Source organism: Roseburia porci (assembly GCF_009695765.1).
Lineage (GTDB): Bacteria > Bacillota > Clostridia > Lachnospirales > Lachnospiraceae > Roseburia > Roseburia porci.
On the sequence record NZ_VUNI01000031.1, the window covers coordinates 1 to 23703 of the forward strand.

General features: G+C 42.0%; 20 protein-coding genes, 1 tRNA gene and 1 rRNA gene. 5 read left to right on the forward strand and 17 right to left on the reverse strand.

The features are described 5' to 3' along the window. The 8 genes from FYJ75_RS13250 to FYJ75_RS13285 all read right to left on the reverse strand — a co-directional run. Positions 1-128 (reverse strand): 16S ribosomal RNA (locus FYJ75_RS13250); the annotation flags it as partial. 243 nt (positions 129-371) lie between these two features. Continuing rightward, a complete protein-coding gene (locus FYJ75_RS13255) occupies positions 372-1268 on the reverse strand; it encodes a PIN domain-containing protein (protein ID WP_154430901.1) in 897 nt (298 codons plus the stop codon). 215 nt (positions 1269-1483) lie between these two features. Then, complete coding sequence (locus tag FYJ75_RS13260; RefSeq protein ID WP_154430902.1) at positions 1484-1789, reverse strand: DUF1292 domain-containing protein; 306 nt, start codon at positions 1787-1789, stop codon at positions 1484-1486. 20 nt (positions 1790-1809) lie between these two features. Further along, positions 1810-2979 (reverse strand): flagellin lysine-N-methylase, encoded by a 1170-nt coding sequence (gene fliB, locus FYJ75_RS13265; RefSeq protein WP_154430903.1) that lies wholly within the window; start codon positions 2977-2979, stop codon positions 1810-1812. A gap of 266 nt (positions 2980-3245) precedes the next feature. Beyond that, a tRNA-Met gene (locus tag FYJ75_RS13270) sits at positions 3246-3319 on the reverse strand. Between the two features lie 77 nt (positions 3320-3396). Next, complete coding sequence (locus tag FYJ75_RS13275; RefSeq protein ID WP_154430904.1) at positions 3397-5100, reverse strand: M3 family oligoendopeptidase; 1704 nt, start codon at positions 5098-5100, stop codon at positions 3397-3399. Between the two features lie 16 nt (positions 5101-5116). Further along, the gene (locus FYJ75_RS13280) at positions 5117-6241 is read right to left on the reverse strand and encodes a GGDEF domain-containing protein (protein ID WP_154430905.1); all 1125 of its coding nucleotides are present in this window, start codon (positions 6239-6241) and stop codon (positions 5117-5119) included. Further along, positions 6219-8879: a GGDEF domain-containing protein gene (locus tag FYJ75_RS13285; RefSeq protein WP_195839033.1), complete on the reverse strand. Its 2661-nt coding sequence runs from the start codon at positions 8877-8879 to the stop codon at positions 6219-6221. The genes FYJ75_RS13280 and FYJ75_RS13285 overlap by 23 nt, the downstream gene beginning before the upstream one ends. Before the next feature lie 205 nt (positions 8880-9084). Here FYJ75_RS13285 and FYJ75_RS13290 point away from each other — a divergent pair, with 205 nt between their 5' ends. Beyond that, positions 9085-10176 carry an iron-containing alcohol dehydrogenase family protein gene (locus FYJ75_RS13290; protein ID WP_154430907.1) on the forward strand — a complete coding sequence of 364 codons (1092 nt, stop codon included), beginning with the start codon at positions 9085-9087 and terminating at the stop codon, positions 10174-10176. On the opposite strand, the gene FYJ75_RS13295 is transcribed toward FYJ75_RS13290, so the two are convergent. Together FYJ75_RS13295 and FYJ75_RS13300 are read right to left on the reverse strand one after the other, a co-directional pair. Continuing rightward, a complete protein-coding gene (locus tag FYJ75_RS13295; RefSeq protein WP_154430908.1) occupies positions 10177-11136 on the reverse strand; it encodes a DUF3878 family protein in 960 nt (319 codons plus the stop codon). It abuts the gene before it with no gap. A 27-nt stretch (positions 11137-11163) separates the two neighbouring features. Beyond that, positions 11164-12153 (reverse strand): nucleotidyltransferase family protein, encoded by a 990-nt coding sequence (locus tag FYJ75_RS13300; RefSeq protein ID WP_154430909.1) that lies wholly within the window; start codon positions 12151-12153, stop codon positions 11164-11166. 118 nt (positions 12154-12271) lie between these two features. Here FYJ75_RS13300 and FYJ75_RS13305 point away from each other — a divergent pair, with 118 nt between their 5' ends. Beyond that, complete coding sequence (locus FYJ75_RS13305; RefSeq protein WP_154430910.1) at positions 12272-13036, forward strand: SDR family NAD(P)-dependent oxidoreductase; 765 nt, start codon at positions 12272-12274, stop codon at positions 13034-13036. A gap of 4 nt (positions 13037-13040) precedes the next feature. On the opposite strand, the gene FYJ75_RS13310 is transcribed toward FYJ75_RS13305, so the two are convergent. From FYJ75_RS13310 to FYJ75_RS13325, 4 genes are all read right to left on the reverse strand, one after another. Beyond that, positions 13041-14627, reverse strand: coding sequence for an ABC1 kinase family protein (locus tag FYJ75_RS13310; RefSeq protein ID WP_235907112.1), 1587 nt, complete (start codon positions 14625-14627; stop codon positions 13041-13043). A 69-nt stretch (positions 14628-14696) separates the two neighbouring features. Beyond that, positions 14697-15107 carry a phasin family protein gene (locus FYJ75_RS13315; protein WP_154430911.1) on the reverse strand — a complete coding sequence of 137 codons (411 nt, stop codon included), beginning with the start codon at positions 15105-15107 and terminating at the stop codon, positions 14697-14699. Positions 15108-15147: 40 nt separating this feature from the next. Beyond that, a complete protein-coding gene (locus tag FYJ75_RS13320; protein WP_154430912.1) occupies positions 15148-15525 on the reverse strand; it encodes a diacylglycerol kinase family protein in 378 nt (125 codons plus the stop codon). A gap of 153 nt (positions 15526-15678) precedes the next feature. After that, a complete protein-coding gene (locus FYJ75_RS13325) occupies positions 15679-17163 on the reverse strand; it encodes a C69 family dipeptidase (RefSeq protein ID WP_154430913.1) in 1485 nt (494 codons plus the stop codon). A 276-nt stretch (positions 17164-17439) separates the two neighbouring features. On the opposite strand from FYJ75_RS13325, the gene gpmA reads away from it, so the two are divergent. Beyond that, complete coding sequence (gpmA, locus tag FYJ75_RS13330; RefSeq protein ID WP_331467540.1) at positions 17440-18192, forward strand: 2,3-diphosphoglycerate-dependent phosphoglycerate mutase; 753 nt, start codon at positions 17440-17442, stop codon at positions 18190-18192. Between the two features lie 15 nt (positions 18193-18207). On the opposite strand, the gene FYJ75_RS13335 is transcribed toward gpmA, so the two are convergent. After that, a complete protein-coding gene (locus FYJ75_RS13335; protein ID WP_154430920.1) occupies positions 18208-19530 on the reverse strand; it encodes an MATE family efflux transporter in 1323 nt (440 codons plus the stop codon). 262 nt (positions 19531-19792) lie between these two features. On the opposite strand from FYJ75_RS13335, the gene trhA reads away from it, so the two are divergent. Continuing rightward, positions 19793-20440 (forward strand): PAQR family membrane homeostasis protein TrhA, encoded by a 648-nt coding sequence (gene trhA / locus FYJ75_RS13340; RefSeq protein ID WP_154430914.1) that lies wholly within the window; start codon positions 19793-19795, stop codon positions 20438-20440. A 549-nt stretch (positions 20441-20989) separates the two neighbouring features. Here trhA and FYJ75_RS13345 read toward each other — a convergent pair. Next, the gene (locus FYJ75_RS13345) at positions 20990-21631 is read right to left on the reverse strand and encodes a hypothetical protein (RefSeq protein ID WP_154430915.1); all 642 of its coding nucleotides are present in this window, start codon (positions 21629-21631) and stop codon (positions 20990-20992) included. A 99-nt stretch (positions 21632-21730) separates the two neighbouring features. Here FYJ75_RS13345 and lepB point away from each other — a divergent pair, with 99 nt between their 5' ends. Beyond that, positions 21731-22276, forward strand: coding sequence for a signal peptidase I (gene lepB, locus FYJ75_RS13350; protein ID WP_154430916.1), 546 nt, complete (start codon positions 21731-21733; stop codon positions 22274-22276). Here lepB and FYJ75_RS13355 read toward each other — a convergent pair. Beyond that, a complete protein-coding gene (locus FYJ75_RS13355) occupies positions 22224-23429 on the reverse strand; it encodes a hypothetical protein (protein ID WP_154430917.1) in 1206 nt (401 codons plus the stop codon). The genes lepB and FYJ75_RS13355 overlap by 53 nt on opposite strands. Positions 23430-23703 lie beyond the last annotated feature (274 nt).

A 23703-nucleotide genomic window follows, 5' to 3' on the forward strand; every position in this document is an offset into this window, starting at 1 on the left:
CTCACCCGTCCGCCACTCAGTCACAGAACAATCACTCCGAAGAGATCAAGTAAAGTGCTTCGTTCGACTTGCATGTGTTAAGCACGCCGCCAGCGTTCATCCTGAGCCAGGATCAAACTCTCATATTAAAAAGTTTAATCATGTTCAAAACTTAGCTTGGCTAAATTTATCCTTTGATTTAATGTTTAAAGGTGCATCTTTCGATGCTGTTCGTCAAATCTTTTTGATTTGCCTGAATAATTCTCATTGAATCTTTCAAGGTTTTTCACTGTTCAGTTATCAATGTTCTTTGCTGTCTCACGCGACAGCTTGTTTATATTACCATCCAGATTCCAATCTGTCAACACTTTATTTCAATTTTTTTATTTTTTCTACTTTTCATATAACTTATCTATCTTGTTTTTCAGAATCTGATATAGCTGTCCGCCTTTTTCTGCCCCCAGTTTTCGAATGAGTTTGTTATGAAGTTCTTTTTTATCCAGCTTCTCATCTTCCGTAATCATCTTCTCCAGTTCTGGCAGAAGCGCTTTGTCCTGTTTCTTCCATTCTTTTGGAAGAAGTTCTCCAAGTTCCGCACGGATATTTCTCTGTTTTTTCTTTTTTCCGTTGTGCGCTTTCGGCTGTTGCTTCTCGTTTTCTGATGTTTTTGGAGTTTTCTCTTCTATCTTTTTTTCAGTTTTTCTGTTATCTAATTCCTTTGCTGACTTTCCACTCTGTTTTTTCGTGTTGTTTTTTCTGAATTTCCTATTGCCAAATTTTGTCTGCTTTTCTTTTGGCTGCTCTGTCTTTTCCATCGCAGATGCCATAATTTTGTCCTGCTGTGGCTCTGCATTTTTCATCGCAGATGTTATAATTTCGTTCTGCTTCTGTTCCTGCTCTTCTGGTATCTGTTTCGATTCCTGCTTTTCTTCCAGCTGTTCCGGTGTACAGCAGGCTACCTGGAATCCCTTTTCCGTCCAGTATTCTGCGACAACGCTATATGCCTTATCTTTTGTTACGATCACATACTTTCTTGTCTTATCGGTATGAATCAAATATCCAAGGTGACTTACCAGCTGAAAATCCAGCGCATTTCTTCCGGTCTTGCAGCGGATCATCTCCGGCTTTCTCTCCAGGCGGAGCAGATCGTTCATATATTCATAAGAAAGATACGGGGTATTTTCTGTATAAAAAAGCATCATCTGATCCTGTCTGTTCATTTGTTTAAATATGTTGATCCAGGATGTATTAATATTTTCCGTATCAACAAGATATGTTATTTTCTTCATATTTCTGTACTTCTTTCTAACTCTTTATTTTACCGTCATGATATGTTAAGAATCTTTATATTTTTTTTCGAATTCCGACATATCCTGTACACATTTATTCTATATACTAAAAGACAGTTAAAGGAAGCCCATCCTTTAACATATTCCCTTTTTTAAATAAACATTTTCATAACTAAACTCCTCGAAAAGAGACTGTCCGGCGTGGCAGTCTCTTTTCATGTTTCCCCTTCCGCTTCCATCATGTCCAGCCACTGGTCAAACGCATCGGAAACCTGCCCATAGATTTCGTCTGACAGTATGCTTTCCAGCACCGGCTGACCATTCTCTTCATGGAATCCGTAAAAATATACATCTCCATCCGGGTTCTGCAGTCCATCCGGTCCAAACGGAAGCAACGCAATATAAGTCGCTCCATCCACGTCAAAACGGCAAAGCGCCAGACATTTCTGTTCGGTATCATCATCCAGTGTCAGTGTTACGATCAAACTCTGATCCATCATATTTACATAATTTTCAGCCATATTTTTCTCTCTATACTTTCTTATATATTTTCTGTTCCAACGACCAGCGCATAATAGCCCCAGTCCCAAATGCGGTTTTCAAAACTGTTGTCCAGATATTCGTAAATGTCTTCTTCCTCATATCCGGTCATTCGCGACAAAATAACGAGATAGTCCCTCACAATTTCATAGGTGATCCGCCCATGAAGCTTCCAATATAAAAACAGACAATGTTCAATCACACTGTATGTCATGGCGATCCACTGCAGCTGCACAACCATGCTTTCCAGATCTCCGCCCGGCAGATAACAACCTGCATAAATCTCTGCCGCAAGGAATTTTCTCATAAGCGGTTCATATTCTTTATATACCTCCTGAAAAAGCTTATGCTCTTCATCATATAAAATGCACTCCCGCTCTTCCGACAGGCTAAGTGCATATGCCAGAAGTTCCTGTAAATATTTCTCGTATAGTCCTTCCTTCTGATAATTCACAGAAAGATCCAGAAATAATTCATTCCGTTCTGTAAACGTCTCCGCAGTATCTACATGAAACTCCTGCATCGCCTGTTCCAGCTCGTTCATATTATGTGCATCCGTATCTTTTTTGATTGTACGTATCAATGACTCAGCAGAAATTTTTCCGTCTATAGCATGGTACATATCCAGTGCAATAAAATATACGATCAACAAATTCTGCTGTGGTGTCCGCTCTTTCTGCATCTGTCCAGAAAAGAAATCCCGAATGTCAAAGTATGCTTCTTCCATTTTATTTTCTTCTGTTTCCGTCTTCTCTTCGTGCAAAGTAAAAGCTTTGGCTCTCTGTAGTAAATCTATCGCTTCCGGACAACAGCTCATAAGCGAATATTCTGTTCTTGATTCATATTCATGAATCTCTCTCGGGAAAATGCGGCAGGTCTCTGATAACATCTCATCGCCATACGCCGTCACAATCCTACACAATTTCTGATCATTCAGAAACGGACAGCGATGTTCCCCGTCCAGACCAATAACACAGATCTGATCCTTATATGTTGTAAATGCACAAAGATTCTTACGGCGGGTTTTCATTCCTTCCGGCGGCTGTACATGTTTCCATTTGGTATAAGCTGCCTCATCCACTGCTATCTTCCATTCCTGGCAGCATGTCATGGTACATCGATCCGCAACACACTGAAATTCATTATAATAATCCGGTTTTACGCTTTTCATTATTTTACCAAAATTTTCCTGTCTATTCTTTTGGAATTTCGACACATATTTATCACAAACATGGGATATACTTTATGACAGTGGAAGGAAGCCCATCCTTCTACTCAATTTATTCCCTTTTTTATAATAAACATTTTCATAACTAAACTCCTCGAAAGGGAGGCTGTCTTTTGGGACAGCCTCCTTTTCCTATTTTTACTTTATGTGAAATCGCTGTGTAATTTCGTATAAAGTAAAAAACCCTTGATGCATCAAGGGTTTCAAAGTAGCGAGAGGGGGATTCGAACCCTCGACACTGCGGGTATGAACCGCATGCTCTAGCCAACTGAGCTATCTCGCCATATCTATATTCGAGCCGTCTCATTTGTGACAGCTCAAATATAGTATCATGAGATAATATTCCTGTCAACAGAAAATTTAAAATTTCTTCATTTCTTCCATTAAATCTTCTTTTGCAATGGAAATCGCCTTTGCAACACTTCCCTCTTCAAACGGAACAGAAAGATTTGCAAGCTTTAATGTTTCCAGATAGCTGATGCTTCCGCCGCAATTGCACAGTTTCAGATAATCCTCCCATGCTTTCTTGTGATCCTCACGGTCTTTTTTCTTGAATTCCATTGCTCCCATTGTCGTCAATGTATAGTTGATATAGTAGAACGGATACAGGTAAATATGAAGTTTGTGATACCAGAGTCCTCCTCTGTCAAAGAAATCATCTGCATCGTATTTTCTCCATGGCATGTATTTTTCTTCCAGTTTCTTCCACTCCAGTGTTCTCTCCTTCGGTGTCAGCTGAGGCTGTTCATAGCAGATATGCTGAAACTCATCAACTGCCACACCAAACGGAACAAACGTGATTGCCTCCTGAAGATGTGCAAAACGGTATTTGTCAGCCTGGTCTTTAAAGAATTTCTCTGCATAAGGATATGCAAACTGCTCCATGGACATGGAGTGGATCTCCGCAATATCCGTGGACTCACTGTAATAATTGCTGATTGGCTGATGGCGCATTGCCTGATAACCGGCAAATGCATGACCAAGTTCATGTGTCAGAACCTGTGCATCAAAAATTGTCTGGTTAAAGCACGAAAATACATAAGGTGCCTTGTACTCATCCAGTGCTGTCATATAACCTGTGGAAGCTTTTCCCGGCTTGTTCTTCAGATCCATCAGATGATGGTCAATCATAAAATCAATAAATTCTGCTGTTTCCGGGCTCAGTTCATGATACAGTTCCCGTGCCTGTTCAATCATAAAATCATCGTCCCCGGCCGGCACTGCATTTCCATCTGCGAAAACTCGTTTTTCGTCATAAAAATAGATTTCATCAACGCCAAGACGTTTTGCCTGTGCCTCATACAATTTTTCGCAAAGGGGTACAATCTCCCTGCGGACCTGCTCACGGAACGCGGCAACTTCTTTGTATCCATAATCAGTACGTCCCTGATTCATATATCCAACCGGAACATAATTATCATATCCAAGGTTTCTTCCCATCTCATTGCGTACCTGGATCAGTTCATCCCAGATTTCTTCGAGACGTGTCTCATTCGCATGATAAAAATCGGAATATGCCCGTACTGCTGCACGGCGTTTTTCCCGATCAGCATCCTCGAAATGCTTCTGGATTCCATAAAGGTTCAGCGTCTCCCCTTCAAACGGAATCTCTGCGGTTGCCATGATCTTCTGATATTCATCGGTAAGCTTTGCTTCTTTCTGCATCAGCGGAATATTTGCCTCGCAGAATGTTTTTTTCTGCAGATCCAGACTTACAAAAAGCTGTTTTCCATATTCTTTCTCAAATTCCGGGCGAAAACTGCTTTCACTGAGCGCTTCCGAAAATGCAAGCAGTTTCGGCATTACTACCGGAATCTGCTCATTGATATACTCATCTTCCTTTTCGTAAAACTCGTCCGTGGTATCCAATGTATGGCGAACGCTTGCAATTGTGCATACAGTTGTAAGCTTCTTTGACGTCTCATCCTGCTCTAAAAATACAGCCTTTGCCTCTTCATAAGAAGCAGCCTTCTTCAGCCTGTCAGTATAACCGTCTACAATCTGTCCAAGCCTGTCAAAATCCGGTCTTACATATTCCAGATATTCAAATTTAAATTGTTCCATTGTGTTCCTCCTGGTATTACTTTTCGCGATGTAACCCTTTGTTGGCATACATCTTTTTATCAGCCATACCTATAATCTTTTTGATTTCATTTCCATGGCCGCATGCATAGCCTGCTGACGCCGAGATTGGAATCTTACTGTCGCTGCTTATCTGCTTCAGTGCTTTCTTCCATCTGCGTATAATATCCTCCGCGATCTCATCATTGCCATTTGGGACCAGCATGATAAATTCATCACCACCATAACGATATGCCGAGGCATTTGCATCCATAACCATTTTAATCGATTCTGCTACTTTTGCAATCAATATATCGCCTTCTATATGACCATATGTATCATTAACCTTTTTCAGCTGATTCACATCCCAGTAAATCACGGCAATCTGCTTTTCCTTAGCAAGTTCACCAGCCAGTGTTTCCAGAAGCTTGTTCTTATTGTACAGACCGGTCATATCATCGATCTCTGCAAGATGCTTCATCCGCATTGCACTTTCCATGGTTTTTTCCAGTATACGAAAAATATTGCTGCTGGCAGCAAAAAATGCAATTGTGAGCAGTGACCTCGGGAACACATAATACATAGCCAGTGTAACAGCCGGATTCTCATTCACCTGATCCAGCAGAAAGTGTCCATTTTCGGACAACTGCGAAAGCGATGTGCATGTCAGAAGTACCATATTTGCGTCACACACTCCATAAAAATACCCAACATATGTACTCACTGCAATTCCAAGAATCGTCAATGCAAGTGCATAATAAGCCAGCCTCCGGTCTGCATACATACTTGCAAAAATAATCGGAATGATAATGATTATGATAGTGTGATAGGTGAGTGTGCATCCGGCAATCGTCACAAGCAATGCAATAAATGTGATATTCAGGTATTTGGTCCCCGGATGCTCAAATCCAAGCACCGCAAGCGTCCCCAGATACACCGCCACTAAAATCAGTGCTCCAACATATCCATATAAAAATATCTGTGTATCTACGATAAATATTCCGAGTACATTTAAAATAAATGTAAACGTATAAAACAAAATAATCAGGCAGAAACATCTTAGCGAAAAAATGTTCTGTGTTACATCTTTTTGATCATAATATACATTTCTTTTAAAAATGTCAGCCCAGCACGCCTTCTTCATCTTTCTGAAACTCCTTCAATTGATACCCGTTCTTTCCGTTTTTCTTCACCTCATAAAGCACTCTGTCGGCTGCTTTAAATATTTCTTCATATGTATCTGCTTTTCTTACAAGCACTGCACCAAGACTAATCGAAATATGAGCCGTTGCATCTCCATATGAAAGATCACGGTTCATGCTCTGCACAAGCGTCTGAAGTCCCTGTTCTACAACATCCGGCTCCTTTCCCCATACACAGAATACGAATTCGTCCCCTCCATATCTTCCTTCCAGTGAATCACCAGGAAACAGCTTTCTCAATTCTGAGGCCAGAAGTTTTAATGCCTCATCTCCTCCAGCATGTCCCAGTGTATCATTGATTTTTTTGAAGTTATCAATATCAAGGATCGCAAATGCAAGTGGAAACAACTTTTTCTCATAGACACGATGGATGTCATCCCGTATTCCATACCGGTTGTTCATGCCCGTAAGCGCATCAGTTTTGGCAATTTTATCCCTGTCACGCATAATAAAGATTACGCCAAGCACGATTATGATAAAAATGATCGTAATCGTCAGAAGACATGGAATCGTATTTGCCTCGATAAATCTTTTCATTGTGATCTTCTGCTGATCCGATTTTAAGCTGTTGTTCAGCATGATCTGCTTGTTTTCTTCCGGAATACTGTATAACACTTTGTTGCAGACCGAGATCAGGCGTGTATCCACATCTTTTGCATACGCAAAATACAGCTTTCCATTCTGTGAAACCGGGATCAGGCTCAGATGGTCGAGCCCATTTTGCTGCATGTAATAATATACACTGTAGTAATTAGCTACGGTAAAATCTGCCTTCAGATTCTCGATTGCATACAGACTGTCCAACAGACTGTCTGTATCCAGCGTTTTGGATGCCTCCGTTCGAAAATCGGAATAATATTCGCCCTTTGTCTGTGCCATAGTTCCGGTTAACGCCTTATCTGTATCCTGCGCATCACTTTTTACCATGACTTCCATGTATTCAATGCAGTCTGTCGAAAACTTCAGATCCTGTGCATATTCTGAAGCCTTCTGAATTCCTGCTGCCATATCGATTTCACCGTTTTTCAGTGCATCAACGATCTGCTGCGTACTGTCATATCCGACTTCTTCAATCGACACTCCAAATTCTGTTTTCAGAATATCAACCAGTTCCTTGGATACGCCACCAAATCCATCCTCTGTCTGATACTGGTATGGAGGCATATCATTCAGATAGCCAACCCTTATTTTCTTTAAGCTGTCCAGATATTCCTGCTCTGTCTCAGAGAATTCAACTTCATAATTCTCACTGAGCACACTGCCAAGTACTGAAACCTTCGTTCCACTGTCCTCCAGCATATCTTCCGTTCTTGAAGATTCCCAGCGTTCATTCCAGTCCTTCGCAATATCATCAAAGGTCTCGTCCCGTTTCCCCTCTGCGGCCTCTATGACACGTTTGATCTCATCTGTACTGTTCGTCAGATCCAGATTCGTAGAGAGAATCTGCTTTTTGCGATAGTTCTCACTGCTCGCTTCATTGTTTGCAAGGCAGACAACATTGTCCATATTTCCATATGCTGCCGGTGAAGGATCTGTCTTCACAAGAGAAAGTACCTGATGATCAAGCGCATACCCTGACTCATCGAGCATATAATCAATATAGCATCTTGCAGCTTCCTTCTGCTGGCTGTTTTTGTTGATTGCATAGCAGTAGTCCGTGGAAATCGTCATATATTGTTTTCCATCGATTTCATTCGGGAAAGGCATGTATGCCACTGCATCCCCGTTATTTCCGCTGTCTTTTACCTGTTTTAATGCCCAGGAACCGATTGCCATGCATCCGATTTTGCCTTCATTGAGCATTACTTTTGAATCGTCCCAGTTACTTTCCTCCGGATTATCTTCACAAAGACCGTCTTTTACAATATCATACAAAAGCCCATAAACCTGATAATGTGTGGTTCCTTCTAAAAACGGATCAAGTTCGTTAACAAATCCATTCTCACGATAGTCCGGGTCGCCTGTCATCTCAATAAACGGATACTCTTCCCACACTTTTAAGGTCCAGTCTGCTGCATAATTTGTATAAAAAGGAATGGCATCCGTCCGCTGTCTGATCATACGCAGATCATCCAGGAAATCATCGATTGTTTTCGGCGTTTCTGAAATACCAGCTTTGTCAAATACCTCTTTATTGTAGAGGATTCCGTTCACATAAGCAGAAGACGGAATTCCATATACCGTATCACCATTCATTTTTCCGCTTTCCAGATAATTGTATTTCTTATCCAGTTCTTCCTTTGATCCAAGCGGCTCAAAATACTGATCATACTGATCTGCACCGATCGATCCCGGGACAAAAAGCACATCCGGATAATCATTATCTGCGATCTGCTGTCCGACTTCATTCTCATAATCGGAATGACTCTGATATTCCACCTGGATTCCCGGATACTTCTTACGAAACCCATCCAGATAAGTCTGCATATCCTGCTTGGATATGTTGGATGCTACCGTGATTGTTGCCGTGATCTCTGTCCCGCTCTCCTGTGCTGCAGACACCGGTATATCTTTTATCATGCCGATTACCAATGTAAACAGCATTAAAATTGCAATTTTGCCCTTAAGTTTACGCTTCATTTTATCCTCATATTCTGTAATATACATCAAAATTAAAATTCACCGTGACTATTATACCATTTTTTCTGCATAATGTATATTTCTGTATTATTTTTTCATGAATACTTGCACTCTGCCTTTTAAAGTTTTATAATAATTTCAATTTATGTTAATTGATAATATTTATAACTTTTTATTATAGTTTATATGGAAAGAAGGAATAGAAATGAATTACAGTGTATATCTGCCGAATTATTCAATTGGCGAAGATTGTTACAAAGAAATTCCGGCAATTGCCAAAAGATATGGAAAAAAGGCTGTCGTCATTGGTGGAAAGACAGCAATGTCCAAAGCAAAAGAAGCACTTCTTGACGGTATAAAAGGATCCGATATGGAGATTACAGACTTTATCTGGTATGGAGGAGATTCCAGCTATGAAAACGGAGACTCCCTGATCGCAGATAAGACCGTTCAGGATGCCGATATCATCTTTGGTGTTGGCGGCGGAAGAGCATGCGACACCTGCAAATATGTTGCAAATGAACTTCAGAAACCGCTTTTCACATTCCCAACCGTTGCAAGCAACTGTGCATCTGTTACAGCAATCTGCGTTATTTACAATGCCGACGGTTCTTTCAAAGAATACTATTATCCAAAGCTTGCAGACCACACCTTTATCAATACTGCAATCATTGCGGATTCCCCTTATGAACTTCTCTGGGCCGGAATCGGTGATGCACTTTCCAAAGAATGTGAAGCAGTATTTTCAAGCAAAGATGATACTTTGTCCCATACACCGCTGATGGGCGTTCAGTTAAGTAAAGTCTGCACCAGACCTCTGCTCGATTATGGAAAAGAAGCACTTGCTTCCTTAAAAGCACATAAAGTCAGCGATGCCCTGATGCAGGTAACACTGGATATCATTATCTCTACCGGAATCGTATCCAATATGACAACGCATATTCCGGATTACTATTATAATTCATCCCTCGCACACTGTGTATATTATGGGTCAACCGTAACACACGGCGGTCATGCGCATCTTCATGGCGAGGTAGTCTCTCTCGGCGTTTTATGCCTGTTAACCTATGAGAAACAGTTTGAACTGCGCGACCAGATCATGAAATTCAACTCTGAAGTTGGTCTTCCTGTTTGCTTCGATGATATTGATGTCACGGAAGATGAATTTGATGCCATGGCAGACAAAGCCGAAACTTCAACTGAATGGGAGCATCGTCCAAAGGATGTCACCCGTGAAAAATTCATTGCCTGCATGAAAGATCAGAATGCGGCAGGACGTGCATTTAAAAATGCATAATTACACAACTTCCTCGATCGTGATCTTCTGATTCACGATTCCCGGTTTCCAGAGCATTAAATATACCCGGTAAGCCAAGTCGTCCTTAGCAGTCGTAAAAGGCTCCTCATGGAGAATATCCGCCCGGATTCCCTTTTTCTTTAATTCGCTCTGGCGCAATTTTGCTTTTTTATATAGTATGTGAATCCGCTTTTCCGTTTCATAGTCAAACTCCCGTTTCGGAAATGTAGATGTTTCTTTTGCAAGTTTTGCTGCAATCAGATCAACCACTTTAAAATGTGCTGTCTGATGCAGCATTTTTGCAATTCTTTTTGCCCTTCTTGCGGATGGATCCATGCGGTATTTCTGTAATTCCAGTAACAATTTCCGGTCTTTGGCTTCCCGTACCAGTTCCTCCATAATATCAAGAGCTTCTGGTGTAACCTCCCATGGCTCGGCCCTTGGCACCATATATTTTTCTGGGACAGCAGAATAGGAGCAGTAATTCAATGGTGGAAAAGCCACAAGCTCCGCCAGTTTTCTCTCAACAGGCGTACAATATTCCTCTCCAAGATATTCTTTCTTATCACTCAGGATTGCAATCCGATATTCCAGCTGGCGCAGATATTCATATCCCCGAATCCAGAAATGTGCCGTTTTTCCATAGTCATACAGCCTTACATTGGCTCTCAGTTCTTCAAAAAATATGGTAAACACAGAGTCTTTCTGTCTTACGACCAGAACATATTCGCCATCCTGCTGTGTCAGTGATGCCTCCAGCTCGCCTTCATAATCCGGCTTATAATGCCCGGTCATTCTCGCATTCCGAAATATCAGAAAGCTCTCTACCGCATCATTCATCAGATATACCAGCCGAAAGCAATGTCCCGTTTTTTCTGTACTGTCTTCCTCCGGCTCCGGAAACAGAAGTTCAAACTGATTCTGTGCCAGAAGCTCCTGAAGCATTGCAAATGTATCCATTTTTCTCCTTTCGCGATTGAAACTGCTCTAGTCGATCAGGTCGTTTTGGAAACGTGACAGGTGCTCATATGGAAGAATCCAGCGCCCACGATACAATCCGCATCCGTCATTGATCAGACTGTTATCGATGGCTCCAAACATGTTGACATCGAGTTCTGCCAGCTGAAGCTGCTGCAGGCGGATTCCTCTTTCATAAGCTTCATCAAAATAGATGCATTCGCCCTCCGGAATGGCATCTCTTCTTGCCCGTGCTTCTTCCTGCCTTTTTTCATATGCCTGGTGGTTTGCAGAACCAATCTCTGCAATATCATCCATCATCTTGGTGCGAAGCTGCATTTCCATGTAGCATTTTGCACTGTTGTCATAAAACGTAATATGTAACGAACGATATCCGCTATGGCTCTCTCCTTCGATGTAATCCCGGTAATACGGGCGCACTTCATCATGAAGGAGTGGAGAATGGCTCTCCTTGACGCCTCCTGTTGGCTCTACCGTAAATCCCCGTTCCTCCAGAAATGAAGGAAGGACATTGGCAATCTCATACAGATGGCGAATCTCCTCCTGCTCTCTGTCATCCGGGTTCTTCAGATGACACTTCGGCATGGAGATCACGATCCGGTATGCGATCAGATCACGAAAGCAGTTCAATCTCTCCTTCAACTCTTCTACCGGCGGATATGCCTGATGTTCCATATAATAATCATAAATATATTCCACGATATAACCATTGAACTTTTCTTCTGCCCGGATCAGAGATTTGATTCTGCCCTTAAAGGTAAAAGACAGATATGGATATCTGGATGCCATATATTTATAAAACTCACGAATTTTCTGTGACTGTGCTGTAAGGAAATCATTGTGCTCCAGAAGATCCATAATCTGAGTCAAAAAGTCGCAATGAACGAGATCGACCTCATTTTCTTCCTTCCTGGCACATTCCAGAAGATCGCCTTTATATTTTTGTAAAATGCGGAGAACCGTGTCTCCAGAATATAAATAATCATTTAATGTAATCATACTTTTTATTATAAGCAATTACCAGAAGAAAGCAATGAATTTGCCCAAAGCTGCTTGCGCTTCTTTTGCGCTCTTTATATAATAAGATTTATTTGACACTTTTGATCTGGAGGAAATCATGAGGCAGAAAACTGTATGGATTACCGGGGCAAGCTCCGGAATCGGAATGGAATTTGCAAGACAATATGCGAAAAAAGGATATCGACTGATTCTGACAGCCAGACGTCGTGAAAGACTCGAGGCACTCGAAAAAGAACTCCATGTTCCATGCCGTATTGAGGTCTGTGATCTGTCACAGGAAGAAGAATGTTATCGCATTTGCAATCAAATGTCTGATGAAACGATCGATGTTTTTATCAACAATGCGGGAATGGGCGCATATGGTTCATTTCTTGAGACCAGTCTGGAAAAAGAAATCACCATGCTTCACCTGAACGATCGTGCTTTGCATATTCTGATGAAACAGATGCTTCTTCAAATGCAAAAAAGAGGAAGCGGAACCATTTTAAATGTCGCTTCCTCTGCCGGTCTTTTTCCCGGCGGTCCATATATGGCTGCGTATTATGCCAGCAAAGCTTATGTTGTCAGCCTGACACGTGCCGTTTCTGAAGAACTTCGCCAGCTGCGAAGCCCGGTATATGTCTGCGCACTTTGCCCCGGTCCGGTCAATACGGAATTCAACGCGCACGCCGATGTGCATTCTGCGTTAAACGGGATCTCTGCCAAATGCTGTGTCCGCGAGGCATTCCGAGGCATGAAACGACACAAAACCATCCTCGTTCCTACGCTTCTGATGCGCCTCGGATGCAGCGCCCAGAGGCTTCTTCCTGCCCGACTTCTTCTTCCGGTCGTGGCGCATCAGCAGAAAAAGAAAGGACGTTAGAACGTCAGCGTTTCGACACAAAATGTTTGATCAATGTATACAAAACAATGATGCATGCGAACATATATCCCATTGCTCCAAGGGCAGGGATTCCAAGCAGTTTTGGCGACATATCGGTTGTGCAGATGATGCTGGAACTGATCAAAAGTGCCATAACCCATAATCCCATCACAATATTGCGCACCAGTCTGTGCAAAAGACGAGACAATTCCCTGGATGCATGCATGTCCAGATTAATTTTTGTCTGTCCTCTTGTATACTCTTCCAGTATCTTCGACAGTTGTGTCGGCAGTTCAATGGTTTTATTTACCGCCCGAAAAACATCTTTCCCGGAATTCTTCAGTTCCTTTTTCCAGTCAAAATTCTGCCAGAGATGTGCCTTCATACGCGCTGTTGCAATCTCGACCATGTTAATCTGCGGACTGATGTCCGTGAGAACACCCTCCATCTGGGTAAGTCCCCTTGCAAGCATACTAAGTCCATGCGGCATAGAAATCCGGTTAACCTTCATGATCTCCATCATTTCCTGCATGAGCACTGCCACATCGATCTCACCCATATCGAGACTTCCGTATTTTTCAAGCATTTTCTCAATATCTTTGTAAAGCTTTGCAGTATCGGGTTCTTCCCGGAAATCTCCTAGTGCCAGAACTGCATCCTGTATCATGCCGACATCGCCCGCAGCAATTCCCTGAATGGCTTTTGTCAGTTCCTTCTTATCACGCTCGGTAAGCCGTCCCATCATGCCCATATCAATCCAGACGATTTTTCCATCCCGGATGCGGATATTTCCTGGATGGGGATCTGCATGGAAAAATCCATCTTCCATGACCTGTCGGATATAGTTGTCAACGAGTTTGCTTCCGATCTCATTCAGATCGTATCCATTCTCAATCAGGGATTCCTTGTTATCTACCTGATAACCGTCAATGTATTCCATGACAAGAACATGTGTCGTGGTGTACTCCCGATACAGCACCGGTGTTGCCACAAATGCAACTTCTTTATTGTATCTGGCAAATTCCTCCATGTTTGCTGCTTCCGTCAGAAAATTCATCTCTTCCTGTGCGACCGCCCACATCTCATCTAAGACCATGTCAAGATTTACCAGTTCTTTAATGCTCACCGGCGGTACAAGCCTGTAGGCTTTGTGAAGCAGGGCAATGTCGCGTGACATGATCTCGTAGATTCCTTTTCGCTGCACTTTTACCACGACCTGCTCGCCACTTTGAAGAACAGCACGATACACCTGGGCAATCGATGCAGCCCCAAGCGGCTCCGGGTCAAGGCTGGAAAATACTTCTTTCCATGAAACACCAAAGGAATCTTGCAACACCTCTTCCACCTGTGAAAACGGCATCGGAGCAACATCCGAGCACAGCTTCATCAGTTCATCACAGTATTCTTTCGGAAGGATGTCGGAATGTAGCGACATGATCTGGCCGAGTTTAATATATGTTGGTCCAAGATCCTCAAGGATCAGCCGAAGCTTCTCCGGGGTCAGTCCCTGCATAATCTTATGTTTTTTTAAAACCGCCGTCATTTCCTTCAAGCGGGATCCATTGCTCTTCTCCTCTACGCTGCTGCCCATTCCAATCCTTTCCATCTGACTGTACAATCACTGTCATTCATCCGTCCGTGGCTGTGCATCTGCCGTCATCTATTCTGCTTCGTTCTTCTCGTCGGCAGAGGACTCTTCTGCAGTCTCTTCGGATTCCTCGTCGTTTTCGGATTCGTCTTCTTCGATCTCTTCCTCAGCCTCTTTTGCCTTGGACTCTTCTACTTCTTTTAACTTTTCCTTCAGGCTGTCTAACTGCTCCGGAGTCATTTTTCCAAGCATTTCCTCTAATTCTTCCGGAGTCTGTGGTTTTACAGAAACGTTAACATTTTTCTTCACAGTCTCTTTGATATTGTGTTTCAGTTCCTGATTTAACACCTTTCCCTGTTCTACGGTCAGTTCACCTTTTTTGACCATTTCATCCAGAATCTCTTTGGATTTTTCAGCGGTCACTGCTACTGTACCGATTCCTGCCAATAATACCTTCTTTAATCCATCACTTAATTTGTCCATAGTTTCTGCTCCTTTCTCTCTTTGTGTATACTTTAGGCAATTATCCAAGGAAAAGGGCAATGCCCTTTGGAAGGAAGATGATCAGTCCTGCGATTGCTGCCATGATCGCGGCAATCAGCACCGCACCTGCTGCTGTATCTTTTGCAATCTTTGCAAGAGGCCTGCACTCAGAAGTAACCAGATCCACAACAGCCTCCACGGCTGTGTTTACCAGTTCGAGTGCCATGACCAGTCCAAACAGTGTCAGACAGATGCACCATTCTGTTGCCGATATATGGAAGATAAATCCGGCCAGTATTACAAGCAGTGTCATCACACAGTGGATCTTCATATTGCGTTCTTTCCGAATACAGGTAAAAATCCCTTCAAATGCATATCCAAAGCTTTTCCAGATTGGTGGTTTCTTCTCTCCTGACATCCTCTTTCCTCTCCTTTACACGCATGTTTTTCATACTTTTATTTTATCACGCGACGCGGTTCTTTCACAGCTACAATCTATGTGAACTGTACATGCTTAACTGCAGTCCGGGCTACACCGGAATGCTGTCTGCCCAGCGCATAAGTACAAGATTTAAGCATCGGATCTGGAGTAAGAATTCTTCATCTGGCTGCTCAGTTCAAACAGTACCTTATCCAGTGTGGCAGAGGTCTCTTTTTTTACCATCTTCGCAATCTCTTCATTCGCCTCGCGACGGATTGCCATGCGTTTTTGTGAATCTGTTTCTTTCTCCAGAAGTGCATCAAAACGATGGATCAGTTCGTGACCTTTTGCCAGAACATGCTCTTTGTAGCGTTCGATATGGAAAACGGAATTCTTATAGGAAGCATCTGCCATTGCAGCGATCATCCTGCTTGACCAGTAGAAATTATCGGTAGAAACCTCTCCTGTTGTATTGGAGAGATACTCCGGCGTTGTGTCAACATCTGCATAAAATGGAACAAGTACGTTAAAGGCATTGGATGCAAAAGCGACCCATTCAATAATACTACTGTCCGGTTTTCCCTCCGGACGCATCTGGATTACAGAAAGGAAATCATTCCGGTTGATTCCGATGGAACGGAATGCACCGCTCATTGATTTATCGCCATATGCCAGATACGGATCATACGGCGTACCCTGATAGTGGGAAGACAATACGTATTTTACGTCCTCAACGGTCACCTTTTTCTCAGGAACCATACACCATGGAAGATCATCCGAATATGGCGTATATTCTGCATTCTCTCCATCCCATACTCTGCTGTGCGGATTCAGATATCTGAGCATGAACCATGCACGCGGTGTATTGTATACATGATCTGCATCATCATGACTGCCAAAAGCATCTCTCGGATTCAGCCCACCTTCCTGAGAAAGATCCAGATGATATTTTTCAATAAATTCACACAGATCGGCAGAACACATGTATTCCGTCTGCTCTGACAGCGCATCCTCAAGATCAAACCGGTCAATTCCAAGCTGATTTGGCATAACGACATAGGCATCATCCGGAACGCGTCTTGCGATCCAGTGATGTCCTCCGATCGTCTCAAGCCACCAGATCTCGTCTACATCCTGGAATGCGATTCCGTTCATTTCGTATGTTCCGTACTGCTCTAACAGAGCGCCAAGGCGTTTTACCCCTTCTCTTGCGCTGTGGATATAAGGAAGAACCAGGCAGACGATATCCTCCTCACCAATTCCACCAGCCTGTTCCTCTTTTCCATCCTCAGCAGGCTGGTAACATACCAGAGGATCTGCTCCTAATACTCTTGGATTGGATGTAATAGTCTCCGTTGCAGTCATTGCAACATGTGCCTCATTGACACCGCTTGCAGCCCAGATTCCTTCTCCGTCCACAGCATTTGGCATTGCTGTGCAGCGCATCGGCGAGTCTGGCAGTTCTACCTCCACATGTGAGATCACAGATTTATATTTATGTGGCTGATCCTTTGGGTCCACCACTACAAATTTCTTCGGTGTAAAATGTCCGGACCCTGAATCATCGTTTCTAGCGATCATCGTAGATCCGTCATAAGATGCATTTTTTCCAACAAGTATCGTCGTACAAGCCATATTTCATCTCTCCTTTTTATTGACTTATGTCTGGCAATTGCGATTCTTAAATGAGATTCGCAATTGTCCAGACTTATTATATTTATGTTATAAAAAATAGATTTCCATTCGTCAATGCCTCCTGATGAAAAACTTTCCTCAACATACCGAATTGACCCTGTTTTTTAATCTGCTATATTATGAGTTAGATATGACTAACTTATAAAAATAACATTTGCGATTGCATAGTTCTTTTGCAATTGCTGATGCAAACCAGATCAAAGGAGGAAATGTACAATGAAAGATATGACTTTAGTTTTACTTCGACATGGCGAAAGCCTCTGGAACCAGGAAAATCTTTTTACCGGCTGGACTGATGTGGAGCTTTCGGAAAAAGGACAAAAAGAAGCCCGCCAGGCTGGCAGACTTTTAAAAGAAGAAGGGTATGATTTTGACTGCTGTTATACTTCCTATCTTAAAAGGGCGATCCACACTCTGAATTTTGCCCTCGGGGAAATGGATCGCGACTGGCTTCCTGTTACAAAAACATGGAAGCTCAATGAACGTCATTACGGAGCGTTACAGGGATTGAATAAAGCGGACACAGCCGAAAAATACGGCGAAGAACAGGTAAAAATCTGGCGCCGTTCTTTTGATGTGCAGCCACCTGCCCTTGCTCCGGATGATAAGCGCTGTCCTGCCCTTCAGGAAATGTACCGAAACGTTGACCCAAAGGAGCTTCCACTTGCGGAAAGCCTGAAAGACACGATTGCACGTGTGGTTCCTTATTTTGAATCCGAGATTCTGCCTCAGCTCCAAAGCGGAAAACGCGTCCTGATTGCAGCTCACGGTAATTCTCTTCGTGCCCTGATCATGCATCTGGAAAAACTGACACCGGACGAAATACTGACGCGCAATCTTCCGACCGGTGTTCCACTTGTTTATCATCTTTCCGAGGATCTTCAGATTCTTTCAAGCAAGTACCTTGGTGACGAAGCCGCTATTCAGGCAAAGATCCAGGCCGTTGCCAATCAGGGAAAGAAACAATAATTATCTATTCCGTTATCAGATATTTTTTATACAGCGTTTCCGCACAAAATAGAAGCAAATCACCTGCATTACGATCGTTGCCGCCCAGGAGCCGGGATATGATATAAACAGAAAGTACAGGCTTCTGTGCTGTGGAAATGCTACAAATATCCAAAAAATTCTTGTTCCGACCGTACCAATGACAGACAAGATCATCGGAACGGCTGAATATCCCATTCCGCGCAGTGATCCCGGGAAAAGATCCATGATTCCACACAGGAAATACGGTACTGTTGTAATTGCCAGGATCTCAAGTCCACAGGCAATTACCTCCGGGTCCTGCGTGTAAATCCGCATAATCTGCGCTCCAAAAAGATATGCGCCTCCGCCCAATACTCCTGCTACACCAACCGTTAAGATCAGACAATCTAAAAGAACTCGGTCCATCCGCTTGTATTTTCCAACGCCGTAATTCTGGCTTGTAAAACTCATACATGCCTGCGTGATCGCATTGACTGATACATATAAAAATCCCAGCACATTATTGGCTGCCGTATAACCTGCCATTGCAGTCGAACCGAACGAATTTACCGACGACTGTAACAATGCATTGGAAAAATTGATAACCGTACTCTGGATTCCGGCTGGTATTCCCACCTGAAAAATCGGTTTTAAATACGCTGATTTAATCGAAAGTTTTGAAAAACGCAGCTGATAGCTGGCCTCGGAATGATACAGACAGCGAAGCACCAGAACGCATGAGATCAGCTGTGAGATCACCGTTCCGATCGCAACGCCCGCAACTCCCAGACCAAAAATAATCACAAGTGTCATATTTAACACTGCATTCGTACAACCGGATATGATCAGAAAAATCAACGGTCTTTTCGTATCACCGACTGCCCTTAAAATAGCCGCGCCATAGTTATACAGCATAAAAAATGGCATTCCAAGGAAATAAATCCTCATATATAAAGTCGATAACTGAATCACGTCCCCCGGCGTTCCCATCAGTTCCAGTGCGCCTTTTGCAAAGATCAGTCCAACAAATGCCATGATCACACCGCTGATAAGTGCCAGCGTGATCGCCGTATGTACCGTCTCTGACATCTCCTTATCACGCCCTGCTGCATAGTAACGTGCTGCAAGCACATTCGCACCAAGCGAGATTCCAATAAACAGATTCGTAAATATATTAATGAGCGCAGTCGTAGAGCCAACTGCTGCAAGTGCCTGGCTTCCACTGAATCTGCCGACTACAATGATGTCCACAGCATTAAACATCAGCTGTAAAATACTCGAGAGCATAAGCGGAAGTGAAAAAGAAATCAGTTTGTCCATGATCGAACCATTGCACATATCGATCTCGTATTTATTATTTTTCAATTCCAGACCTCCTATTCCTTCGTTTTTGCACTGCTTATCTTACTGCGTTCATTCGATTGCGTCAATGGTCGACAATATTTTATGCATATTTATTCTTGACATGCATATATTTATGACGTAGTATTATTTTATGTTAGATGTAGTTTTAAATACTACTTGTCGTGTTTTATATATTAAGCAATTGTAAAAACTGATGTATATCTGATATTTGCAATAGAGAAAGGAGATTTTGATTATGCAATTAACAATTCGAGAACCTGGAAGTGCCATTACTCATTTTATCGGCTGCTTAATGGCTTTAATCGCAGCTTCACCTCTTTTAATGAAAGCTCATGGGAATTCTACCCATCTGCTCGCGATGACTATATTTGCCTGCAGCATGATCCTGTTATACGGTGCAAGCACCATGTATCACAGCATCTGTCATGTATCCGCAAAGGTGCTCTGCCGTTTCCGCAAACTTGACCATATGATGATCTTCGTTCTGATCGCAGGATCTTATACTCCGGTATGCATGATCGTACTCGGTGGCAAAAAAGGCTACACACTGCTTGCTGTCGTATGGATCACCGCTCTGATCGGCATGTTCATAAAAGCCTGCTGGATTACCTGTCCAAAATGGTTTTCCTCTGTCATCTATATTGCAATGGGCTGGACCTGTCTCCCAGTATTCAGTACACTCTGGGGCACACTCCCTCACGCAGCATTTGGCTGGCTCCTTGCCGGCGGCATTATTTATACAATCGGTGGTGTGATTTATGCATTAAAGCTTCCGGCATTTAATTCCCTCCACAAATATTTCGGTTCTCACGAGATCTTTCATTTATTTGTCATGGGCGGAAGCATCTGCCATTTTATCTTTATGTATCAGTATGTGGTGTAACTGGAGGGATTCTTTGAAGCACCTGTTATGGACAATTGCGGAACTTGCAATTGGCTAATTTAAAATTGTGAAAAATAACAAAAAGCTTCGAAGACACGCTTGCGCTACGTGTCGCTCGCAACGGTACATAAGCGGCTAAAGAACACCCGCTAAGTACCGGCGGCTCCCCAGTGTCTTCTTAATCTTCTTGTTATTTTTCACAATTCAATATCATCTTTGTAAGTTCCGCAACTGTCTAATATCAGCCACATCAAAGAGTGAAAGTCTGCAAGAATTCTCCGTAAATGTTATATTTTTTTGTTTTACACCTAATATATTTGATGTTTAGCTCTGATTGCATGGTGTTTTCTCCGTAAAGTGTTCTTTTTCTTTCATTACACCGACAAATAATGAAAAAATGACGGTGTAATCTTTGATTTATCGCTCTCTGCGGAGAATCCATCCTTAAAATGACGGATTGGGGGATATTTTTAGGTGTAATTGCATTTTTCATATTCATTGCGGAGAATATCTGTCTTGTTTTGAACTGAAACGCTTTATGTACAGGCATTACCTTGTTATTTTGTAGCAGGCAGTTTCAGATGTATCCCATCTTCGGATTCCACATTCTAACATATATTCTTTACAACCTTCCGGAATTTCGTAATAACAATACAGATCATCATAGCCATCTTCTGTCTTCTTCATTTTGTAAAATATATCGTGTGTTCTGCTTGAAACTTCTACTCCATCATAAGTCAGCTTATTTCCATCAAGTCCTTCCAATTTGATGTTAATATATAAATCTTTCGGAGATTCTGGTGTCCGATACCGAATTACCTGCCACGTATAACCTTCCTTTGGATCTGAATATTCATATTTTGCTTCGCCTGACTGACAATATTCCCGAATTATCTGTTCTGCTTCGTCTCCGGTATAAAGTTCTTCCGGCGTGATTGTTGTGGATGTTAGTTTTCCATCACTTTCAGCTGTATTTAATCGTCCAGTATCACCAATGGAGAGTAAATGATCTAAGTCCGAATACATCGCTGGTTCTAATACATTTTCTTCTGTTCCATGTTCATGTTCCAGCACCAGTGTGTCCATGTCTTTTTGCAAATTTTCATTTGTATCATCCTGCCTGTTGCAACCTGTCATATAACACATACCAATCACAACACATAACATAATTCTGTATATTTTAACGCGCATCGTCTTCCTTCCAGCAACTCTGTATTGCATTCTGTCATCACTTGTTATTTTTCATCTTCTGTGCCATATTTATATATATCAAACAGAAAGGCTCCAAAGATGAATTTTATAAAAAACCAACTGCTCTCATTTGTCAGAAAATATCGCTCACCTTTAAAATTACTCGCCTTTATCCTTATTTCATTTTTTGTTTTTGACCATATCCTATTGTGTGGAGTAGCCATCAGCGGAAGCATGGAACCAACAATTATGACCAATGATGCTATGCTTGGCAACCGCCTTGCCTATTGTTTCCATTCTCCGAAACGGGGCGATATCATCTCTTTTCAACACGGAGATGAAGTATGGTGCAAACGAGTTGTCGCAATTGCAGGTGACCACGTATCCTTTCAGGACGGCTATGTCTATATCAATGACCAAAAAGACGAAGAACCTTATCTCGATGATGATGTAGAAACCAACTGCACCAAAGAATTTACAGTTCCAGATGGAAAACTCTTTGTTCTTGGAGATCACCGTGAATATTCCTATGATTCCAGATACTGGGATAACCCTTACGTGGATTGCTCAGATGTCCGTGCCAGAATGTTTATCATTCTTCCGCTTCATCTTCTGCATCATTCAAATGTCTCTTCTTCCAGATAACAAAACCTACAACTCCGCCAATTGCCACAATTGCAACCACAATAATAGCTGGAAGTACAAAAAATGGAAGTTTGGATGGAATACTTTCTGTATCTAATACCTCTCCGCATACAGAACATTTCTGTTCTTTTGTTCCTTTAAAGAAAAGTCTAGCTTTTTTAGTTGTTTCCCATTCTCCAGCTGTATGACCTTTTGCTTTCAATGTGGTTTTCTTTTCATCTCCACATACTTTACATGTTTCCAATTTATATCCGTCGTCAGTGCAGGTTGGATCAACCGTTTTTGTTGTTTCATAATCATGACCTGTCTTAGGCAATGTTTCTTCTTTATCCTCATTACTGATGGAGTTATGGCTTTTTACGTAACCATCTTCTGTACAGGTTGGATCTTTTCTTTCAACCTCCGACCATGCACTGTCATATGATGCCTGATCCGTAGCCTGTTCCTCTTTTAAATATGAATCTTTTCCGTCTTTATTAATTCTTAAATATCCTGTATTGGATTTTCCAGTGACATTGACCTGATCACCTTTTTTCAGTTCACTTACCGCCGCTCCGTCACCCATACCTTCTGTGGAAGTTGTATCTTCTACCACAACATACGAACCATTTACAGAATCATCAACGGTTACCTCTGACGTGTTTTCTGTTTGCTTTCCGGTATCTTCTGTTTTAGTTGGATGATTTGTCGTATTTCCAGAATTTTGAGTTGTATTATTCTGCTGTGGCTGTTGAGGCTGAGACGGTTGCTGCTGTGCCGGCTGTGATTGTGAATTATCTGAATTGTCTGGTTGAGCAGCAGGTTCCTGTGATGGCTGTGAAGTATTGTCACTTCCTCCGTCGAGTGTAAAATCTTGTGGAATAAGTCCTTGTGCTTTTAATTGCGGAATATAAGAACGGCAATATCCATCTCTTAAAATTTGTTCAATAACAGGTGTTGAGTAAGCGCCATCCGTCATATCAGAATAGATTTCGTCTTCTGACATTTGGCCTGAATCTACATATTGCTCATCATATTTATATGTATTATCTCCTACACCTGGTATAGCATCTTCACAGGGTTGTTTCATTACACAAAAAAATGTGATTGCAATAATAGCCAGCATGTATGATGTTGCTAATATTAATTCTTTAAATTTAATTTTCGTTTTCATAAAATACTCCCTTCTATTTTCATCCGTAATTTATGTATATTTTATATGTATAATATATCAAATGTTTACATATTTTACTTAGTTAAGACTATGATAAATCTGATGGTATGTCAATGAATTGCATCATAGTTTTCTTGAAATTCCAGAATAAAAAATAGGCTTCGCCTATTCAACTCCCCTGCCCCTCAATCTTGAGGGGTGGGGTTTTCTTTTGCTTCATTTTTCTACATAATAGACATATGAATATCTTACAAACAATCTTTACAGACTATTA

Excerpts from the sequence above, each read along its gene's own strand:
- FYJ75_RS13335 (WP_154430920.1), bottom strand. The coding sequence starts at position 19,530 with ATGTGCAATGGTTCGATCATGGACAAACTGATTTCTTTTTCACTTCCG.
- FYJ75_RS13285 (WP_195839033.1), bottom strand. The coding sequence starts at position 8,879 with ATGAAGCGTAAACTTAAGGGCAAAATTGCAATTTTAATGCTGTTTACA.
- FYJ75_RS13355 (WP_154430917.1), bottom strand. The coding sequence starts at position 23,429 with ATGAAAACGAAAATTAAATTTAAAGAATTAATATTAGCAACATCATAC.
- FYJ75_RS13310 (WP_235907112.1), bottom strand. The coding sequence starts at position 14,627 with ATGGGCAGCAGCGTAGAGGAGAAGAGCAATGGATCCCGCTTGAAGGAA.
- FYJ75_RS13300 (WP_154430909.1), bottom strand. The coding sequence starts at position 12,153 with ATGATTACATTAAATGATTATTTATATTCTGGAGACACGGTTCTCCGC.
- lepB (WP_154430916.1), top strand. The coding sequence starts at position 21,731 with ATGAATTTTATAAAAAACCAACTGCTCTCATTTGTCAGAAAATATCGC.
- FYJ75_RS13255 (WP_154430901.1), bottom strand. The coding sequence starts at position 1,268 with ATGAAGAAAATAACATATCTTGTTGATACGGAAAATATTAATACATCC.
- FYJ75_RS13260 (WP_154430902.1), bottom strand. The coding sequence starts at position 1,789 with ATGGCTGAAAATTATGTAAATATGATGGATCAGAGTTTGATCGTAACA.
- gpmA (WP_331467540.1), top strand. The coding sequence starts at position 17,440 with ATGAAAGATATGACTTTAGTTTTACTTCGACATGGCGAAAGCCTCTGG.
- FYJ75_RS13305 (WP_154430910.1), top strand. The coding sequence starts at position 12,272 with ATGAGGCAGAAAACTGTATGGATTACCGGGGCAAGCTCCGGAATCGGA.
- FYJ75_RS13290 (WP_154430907.1), top strand. The coding sequence starts at position 9,085 with ATGAATTACAGTGTATATCTGCCGAATTATTCAATTGGCGAAGATTGT.
- FYJ75_RS13315 (WP_154430911.1), bottom strand. The coding sequence starts at position 15,107 with ATGGACAAATTAAGTGATGGATTAAAGAAGGTATTATTGGCAGGAATC.
- FYJ75_RS13325 (WP_154430913.1), bottom strand. The coding sequence starts at position 17,163 with ATGGCTTGTACGACGATACTTGTTGGAAAAAATGCATCTTATGACGGA.
- FYJ75_RS13345 (WP_154430915.1), bottom strand. The coding sequence starts at position 21,631 with ATGCGCGTTAAAATATACAGAATTATGTTATGTGTTGTGATTGGTATG.
- fliB (WP_154430903.1), bottom strand. The coding sequence starts at position 2,979 with ATGAAAAGCGTAAAACCGGATTATTATAATGAATTTCAGTGTGTTGCG.
- FYJ75_RS13295 (WP_154430908.1), bottom strand. The coding sequence starts at position 11,136 with ATGGATACATTTGCAATGCTTCAGGAGCTTCTGGCACAGAATCAGTTT.
- FYJ75_RS13280 (WP_154430905.1), bottom strand. The coding sequence starts at position 6,241 with ATGAAGAAGGCGTGCTGGGCTGACATTTTTAAAAGAAATGTATATTAT.
- trhA (WP_154430914.1), top strand. The coding sequence starts at position 19,793 with ATGCAATTAACAATTCGAGAACCTGGAAGTGCCATTACTCATTTTATC.
- FYJ75_RS13275 (WP_154430904.1), bottom strand. The coding sequence starts at position 5,100 with ATGGAACAATTTAAATTTGAATATCTGGAATATGTAAGACCGGATTTT.
- FYJ75_RS13320 (WP_154430912.1), bottom strand. The coding sequence starts at position 15,525 with ATGTCAGGAGAGAAGAAACCACCAATCTGGAAAAGCTTTGGATATGCA.